Source organism: Rhodococcus sp. 1R11 (assembly GCF_004563845.1).
In the GTDB taxonomy this organism is placed as follows: domain Bacteria; phylum Actinomycetota; class Actinomycetes; order Mycobacteriales; family Mycobacteriaceae; genus Rhodococcoides.
In genome coordinates this window covers 70824-78073 of sequence record NZ_SPNG01000019.1, presented here as the reverse complement: position 1 = coordinate 78073, position 7250 = coordinate 70824, and the positions used below count along the sequence as shown (strand labels likewise).

Below are 7250 nucleotides of genomic sequence, written 5' to 3'. Positions count from 1 at the left end.
CACCGAATTTGGCGTCGAGTGTCAGCTCCGAACCACCCTCGGCCTCACGCACATGGACGGTCAGCGAGATTCTCACCCCACCCTTGCCGCGGCCCGACATCTCGATCAGTTTCGGCTCTTCGTACTCGGTGAACTCCCACCTGATCGTGTTCTTGAAACCCTTCACCTTCACCAGCGACTCGACTTCCGTACCCTTACCGACCTTCTTCGGCGGCGGAGTGCACCAACCACCGTGGATGGTCATCCACTCGTCGAACCGGTCGAGCGCGGAAGCCTTGTCCCACGCGCCCTGAGGGTTCTCGGGCATCTGTACCGAGACACTGATCGTTGCCATGCATTCGAGCCTGTCACAACTTGCTCGCAGGTTCAGACGGCGACCACTAACCTGAGACGATGGCCACGCTCGAGATCGAAGGCCGAAAGGTCTCCGTCACCAACCTCGACAAGGTGCTGTTCCCCGAAACCGGCACCACCAAGAGCGACATCATCGAGTACTACGCTGCCATCGCCCCGGCGATGCTGCCGCACGTCGCAGGACGCGCAGTGACCCGAAAACGGTGGCCGAACGGCGTCGAACAATCCTCGTTCTTCGAGAAGAATCTCGCCGCATCTGCACCCGACTGGCTCGACCGCCGATCCATACAGCACTCCGACCGGGTCGTCACGTACCCGTTGTTCTCCACCGCAGCCGATCTGGTGTGGCTCGGGCAGCAGGCGGCTATCGAAGCGCACGTGCCGCAATGGCGTTTCGACGGCACCGAACCCGGACCCGCCATCCGCATGGTCTTCGACCTCGATCCCGGCGACGACGTCGATCTCGCCCGATGTGCTGAGGTGGCCTGCGAAATACGTGACCTCATTGCAGACATCGGCATGACCGCGTACCCGGTCACCAGCGGCAGCAAGGGAATTCACCTGTACGTACCGCTGGACAAACCGTTGTCGACGTCCGGCGCATCCACCGTCGCCAAGCGCGTCGCCACCCTGCTGGAAGAACGGTCACCGGGTCGAGTGACCGCCACGATGGCGAAAGCGAAGCGCACGGGTCGAGTGTTCGTCGATTGGAGTCAGAACAACGGAAAGAAGACAACCGTTGCGCCGTATTCACTTCGGGGCCGTGCCCTACCCACCGTTGCGGCCCCCCGAACCTGGGAGGAGCTCGAATCGTCGGGGCTGCAACAACTTCGATTCGAGGAGGTTCTGGAACGGTTCCACGACACCGGTGACCTATTGGCTGATCTCGATCCGAAGCCGGCAGCGGACGAACACGACACCTCCGACACGGACAAGCTCGGTAAGTACCGCAGCATGCGTAGCGCGGATCGAACTCCGGAGCCCATCCCGAAAACAGCCGAGCCCCAGGGTAACGACGATACGTTCGTGATTCAGGAACACCATGCTCGTCGCCTGCACTACGACTTCAGGCTCGAACACGACGGCGTCCTGGTGTCGTGGGCCGTCCCCAAGAACATCCCGGTCGAGACCGGCCAGAACCGTCTGGCCGTCCACACCGAGGACCACCCGCTGGAGTATGCGACGTTCTCCGGACGAATCCCCAAGGGCGAGTACGGCGGCGGTGACGTCTCGATCTGGGACAGCGGAACCTACGAGCTCGAGAAGTGGAGAGACGACGAAGTCATCGTCGTTCTGCACGGAGCCAAAGCACACGGACGGTTCGCACTCATCCGAACCAAGGGCAACCAGTGGCTCATGCATTTGATGAAGGACCAACCCGGACAGGACAGTGCACACAAAAAAAGCCAGGAGAGCTCGTCGACGGACAAGGCGGTCCTGAAGAACATCTCACCGATGCTCGCAACAGCGGGCGACATACTCGAGCTACCCGAGGACGAGTGGTCGTTCGAGGGAAAATGGGACGGCTTCCGCATCGTCGCCGAACTGACTCACGGTTCGATGGCCCTGCGCACCCGAAGTGGAAACGACTACACCGAGAAGTTCGGAGCCATCGGCTCTCTCGCCGAGGACCTGGCCGATCACGACGCCGTCATCGACGGTGAAGTGGTCGTCTTCGACAGCAACGGCATCAGCAGCTTCGAGAAGCTGCAGAACGCCGCCCGCGACGACATCCGGTTCATCGCCTTCGACCTACTCCATCTCGACGGCACATCCCTGGTGCGTAAGAAGTACTCCGACCGGAGACGATTGTTGGAATTGCTCACCACCGGCCTCGACTCGGTTCTGGTACCACCGTTGCTGACGGGTTCGGCTGCCGACGCCATCGCCGAGAGCCGGGAACGGGGGTGGGAGGGAGTCGTCGCCAAGCGCACCGATTCGATCTACCAGCCGGGCAAGCGCGCCCACACCTGGATCAAGTACAAGAACTGGCGCACGCAAGAAGTCGTGATCGGCGGTTGGCGACGCGGCCAGGGGCGTCGTTCCGGCGGATTCGGCTCGCTGTTGATGGGAATCCCCGACGGCGACGGCCTTCGCTACGTCGGTCGCGTCGGCACCGGTTTCGACGATCGCGCGCTCGATTCACTCGCCGCAGCGCTGGCTCCGCTGGAAACGTCGGAGAGTCCTTTCTCCACGCCGCTTCCGACGGCCGACAGGCGCGGTGCCGTTTGGGTGGAACCGGTTCTCGTCGGAGAAGTGCGGTACTACGAGGCGACAGAATCCGGCCATCTTCGCCACCCGAGCTGGCGCGGATTGCGACCGGACAAGACGCCGGCGGACGTCGTTCCCGAGTAGCCGACGCCAACTGCCCAGCAGCGGATTTGGCCGAGTCACAGAAACCGGCAGAAAGACCGTTCTTCGGTTGCCATAGAATCGCTGGGTGCGTACCGTTGCGCTCATCGTCGCCCGGGGGGCGTAACGAGTCACAGATCAATAGCTATATCGAGTTGCGGGCCAGCTCTACGGGGGCTTGCCGAATCGTCGAGACGCGCGCCGTTTCGATTCAGGCATGGAGGGGTTTACCAGATGCGGGTTCTCAAATTGGCAGGCGCTGTCAGCATAACGGCGGTTGCCGTTCTCTGTTCGACGCTTGTCGGCCCAGGTCAGGCCGCTGCGGCGCCCTTGTTTCCGACGCCGATATCGGACGGTTTCTATGCTCCGCCCGCCGACCTCGCCGCTATGGCACCGGGGGACGTGATCTCCAGCCGGCCGATGCCGCCACCTCCCGGCTTCTTCGACGTCGACGTGTGGCAGCTGAAGTTCCGCTCCACGAATTCGGCGGGCAATCCCATCGCGGCGATCAACACCGTGCTGGTCCCCCGCAAGAAAGCCCCCAACGGGCCGGTGCTGTCTTACCAACACATCATCAACGCACTCGGTCTCGAATGTGCACCGTCACAAGCGCTCTGGTCCAACGATCCCAATCTGGCGATCCGCGAGGCACCCGCGCTGAACGCCGTTCTGCAGCGTGGCTGGACGGTTGTCATCGCCGATCACCTCGGCCCCAACAGTGCCTACGGTGCAGCCAAGCTCGGCGGACAGATCGTCCTCGACAGCATCCGCGCCACCCAGCGTTTCGATCCGCTGCAGCTGCGGCAGAGCCCGGTTGCCTTGGCCGGATACTCCGGTGGCGGCATGGCGACGGCGTGGGCAGCAGCGTTGCAGAACGACTACGCACCCGAGCTGAACATCGTCGGCAGCGCCGCGGGCGGTGCTCCGATGAACCTCGAGCGCATGGCTCGCGATCTCGGTTTCGCACCCCACCCGGTGTTCGGTCTCGCCTTCGCCGCTGCGCTCGGCCTCGAGCGCGAGTATCCCACTCGCATTCCGATCAGCTCCCAGTTGAACCCGTTGGGCAAGCAGATCGAAAGCGAGATCCAGAACGGATGCACCAACGACATCATCGCCGCCGGAGCCGGTAAGAGCGCGATGGAGGTCGCGGGCACGTTGGACCTGATGAACAGCCCGGAGATGATCGCGGCCGTCAACGAGAACAGCGTCGAGATGTACCCCGGTGTGCCGAAAGCTCCGTACTTCGAGTGGCACAGTCCCACCGATGCGCTCATCCCGGTCAGCTCGATCGACAACACGATCGCCCGGTACTGCCGGGCCGGGGTCAACGTCACCGAGGTCCAGGTACCCAGCAACGATCACCTGACCGCTGCCGTACTCGGCCTGCCGCAGGCTCTGGAATGGATCGATCAGCGGTTCGCCGGAGTGCCCGCCGTTTCCAACTGCTGACCGTATTGTCCGACCCGGTGCGTGCTGGATGAGCACATGGGTCGGTTAGGCTAACCTCGCAAATACACGCGCGAGGAGTCCCCATGAAGAAGACCGTCCACGTAGTCGCCGCCGGTGCCGCAGTCATGGCACTGGCGGTCGGCTGTTCGTCCAGCGACGAATCCACTGCCTCCGGTAACTCCGAGAACAGTGCCAACTTTCCCGTCACCATCGAGCACCACTTCGGTGAGACGGTCATCGACGCCGCACCCTCCCGCGTCGTGACCATCGGATTCAACGAGCAGGACTTCGCGCTGGCGCTCGGAGTCAAGCCCGTCGCCACCCGTGGAAATCTCAGTTACGACTACCGCCAGCGCCCGTGGGCCCAGGAAGCATTGGGCGGCACCGAGATCCCCGAGGTCGGCAGCACCGACCTGAACCTCGAGCAGATTGCAGCGCAGTCACCCGATCTGATCCTCGGACCGTACTCGTTCATCGATCAAGGCCAGTACGACCAACTTTCGGCGATGGCCCCGACGATCGCAGACATCGGTGGATACGACGACGTCCCAGCGGCCACGTGGCAGCAGGAATTCGCCGTGGTCGGCGAGGCACTGGGCAAGAAGCAGGAATCCGACGAGCGAACCGCCGAGCTCGAGCAGAAGTTCGAGACCACCCAGACCGACAACCCTCAGTTCGCCGGCAAGGCACTGACACTCGCGTTCGTCATGGACGACGGCAGCTACTTCGTCCTCGGCAAGGACGACATCCGAGCACTGTTCTTCACCGACCTCGGCTTCGAGATCCCCGACGCCAGCGAAACGGTCAGCCCCGAAAACCTCAGCCGACTCGACACCGACGTCCTCGTCATCGCCGGACAGAGCCGCGAACAACTGCAGGCAAACCCGCTGATCGCCGCACTCGACGTCGTGAAGCAGGACCGCACCGTCTACATCGGCTCGTTCAGCACCGACCTACCGTCGGCTCTCGGCTACTCGAGCCCACTGTCACTCGACTACGCAATCGACGGATTCACCCCGATGCTGGCCGCCGCAACCGACAACGACCCGGCCACCGTGGTCCCAGATCCGGTTTCATAGGTCGCTCCGCAGGCTGCGCTCCCGGCCTTCCTAGGTCACTCCGCAGGCTGCGCTCCTGGCCTGCCTAGGTCACTCCGCAGGCTGCGCTCCCGGCCTTCCTAGGTCACTCCGCAGGCACAGTGTGCGCGAACTGTGTTCGATGCAGCTCCTCGTAGCGGCCGCCCGCTGCGAGGAGCTCGTCGTGTGTTCCGCGCTCGATGACCAGTCCGTTCTCGATCACCAGGATGGCGTCCGCAGCGCGGATGGTCGAGAGCCGGTGCGCGATGACCACCGATGTCTTGCCCTCGAGCGCCTCGGCCAGCGCTGCCTGCACGGCGGCCTCGGACGTCGAATCCAGTGAGGCCGTTGCCTCGTCGAGAATCACCACCCGCGGCTGAGCGATCAGCAGCCGGGCGATTGTCAGGCGTTGACGCTCCCCGCCCGACAGGCGATAGCCGCGCTCGCCGACAATTGTCTCGAGCCCGTCGGGAAGGGAACGCACGAGATCGGCGAGCCTGGCCCGCGACAGTGCGTCCCACAGTTCGTCCTCGGTGGCGTCGGGCCGTGGCAGCAACAGGTTCGAGCGAATGCTCTCGTGGAACAGATGACCGTCCTGAGTCACCATTCCCACTGTGTTGCGTACGGATTCGGCGGTCAGGTCCCGCACGTCGACGTCGCCGAGCCGCACTGCGCCGCTGTCGACGTCGTACAACCGAGCGATCAGTTGCGCGATCGTGGACTTGCCCGCACCCGAGGTACCCACCAGGGCGACCATCTGACCGGGTTCGGCCCGGAACGACACACCGTGCAGAACCTCCTCGCCGCCACGGGTATCCAGCGTTGCAACTTCTTCGAGGGACGCGAGCGACACCTTGTCGGCCGACGGATATGCGAACCGGACGTCGTCGAGTTCGACGGCCACCGGACCCGGGGGCAGCACCGTCGCGTCGGTCTTGTCGGCGATCAGAGGTACGAGATCGAGTACCTCGAAGACTCGCTCGAAACTGACCAGCGCGCTCATGACCTCGACACGGGCACTCGCCAGTGCGGTCAGCGGCGCGTAGAGCCTGGTCAACAGAAGGGACAGTGCGACAACCGAACCCGGGTCCAGTCGACCACTGAGTGCATAGAAACCGCCGAGGCCGTAGACCACGGCGAGGGCCAGGGCCGACACCAGGGTGAGCGCCGTGACGAACACGGTCTGCACCATCGCGCTCCGAACCCCGATGTCGCGGACTCGGGCGGCTCGAACCGCGAACTCGACGGATTCCTGGTCGGGATGCCCGAACAGTTTGACCAGTGTCGCTCCCGGGGCCGAGAAACGCTCGGTCATCTGGGTGCTCATCGCCGAATTGTGCGCTGCCGCTTCACGTTGCAGACGTGCGAGGCGTCGACCCATGCGACGTGCCGGCAGCACGAACACCGGCAACAGGATCAGCGCGAGCAGAGTGATCTGCCACGAGATTCCGATCATCACCACCAGCGTCAGAGCCAGCGTCACCACGTTGCTGACGACCCCGGACAACGTCGTGCTGAATGCGCGTTGGGCACCGATGACGTCGTTGTTGAGGCGACTGACCAGAGCACCGGTTCGGGTGCGGGTGAAGAAAGCGATCGGCATCCGCTGCACGTGGTCGAACACTGCGGTGCGCAGGTCCAGAATCAGACTCTCACCGATATTCGACGAGAGCCACCGGTTGATCAGGCCGAAGCCTGCGTCCACGATGGCGATCACCGCGATGGCCAGAGCCAACAGCACCACCACGCGTAGCTCTCGCCCGTCGACGATCGCGTTGACCACCCGCCCGGCCAACACCGGAGTCGCCACCGCAAGCACCGCCAGCGCGACGCTGAGCACCAGGAAGCCGCCGAGGGCGCGTCGATGCGGTGCTGCGAACGACAGGATCCGACGCGCAGTCTCCTTGGAGAACGAAGACTGCGCGCCGGAGCTGTTCATCGTGCGATACATCTGGTTCCACGCGGTCATCTCCATGCTCATGACACCAACGTAGAACCTCGACCGAACTCGAGGTCAAG

5 protein-coding genes are annotated in these 7250 nt (G+C 63.7%); 3 read left to right on the top strand and 2 right to left on the bottom strand.

Annotated features, from left to right (window positions below):
* A partial coding sequence (locus E4P29_RS24570) for an SRPBCC family protein (RefSeq protein ID WP_135047686.1) occupies window positions 1-334 on the bottom strand: 334 nt, incomplete at its 3' end.
* 59 nt (window positions 335-393) lie between these two features.
* On the opposite strand from E4P29_RS24570, the gene E4P29_RS24565 reads away from it, so the two are divergent.
* The 3 genes from E4P29_RS24565 to E4P29_RS24555 all read left to right on the top strand — a co-directional run bounded on the left by E4P29_RS24565 (window position 394) and on the right by E4P29_RS24555 (window position 5234).
* Entirely contained in the window at window positions 394-2709 is a 2316-nt protein-coding gene (locus tag E4P29_RS24565; protein WP_135047684.1) for an ATP-dependent DNA ligase, read from the top strand.
* 231 nt (window positions 2710-2940) lie between these two features.
* Window positions 2941-4155 carry a lipase family protein gene (locus E4P29_RS24560; RefSeq protein WP_135047682.1) on the top strand — a complete coding sequence of 405 codons (1215 nt, stop codon included), beginning with the start codon at window positions 2941-2943 and terminating at the stop codon, window positions 4153-4155.
* 83 nt (window positions 4156-4238) lie between these two features.
* Window positions 4239-5234, top strand: a complete 996-nt coding sequence (locus tag E4P29_RS24555; RefSeq protein ID WP_032385104.1) for an iron-siderophore ABC transporter substrate-binding protein — start codon at window positions 4239-4241, stop codon at window positions 5232-5234.
* Window positions 5235-5337: 103 nt separating this feature from the next.
* Here the strand turns inward: E4P29_RS24555 and E4P29_RS24550 are convergent, their stop codons facing one another.
* Window positions 5338-7212: an ABC transporter ATP-binding protein gene (locus tag E4P29_RS24550; RefSeq protein ID WP_135047680.1), complete on the bottom strand. Its 1875-nt coding sequence runs from the start codon at window positions 7210-7212 to the stop codon at window positions 5338-5340.
* Between the last annotated feature and the right edge of the window lie 38 nt (window positions 7213-7250).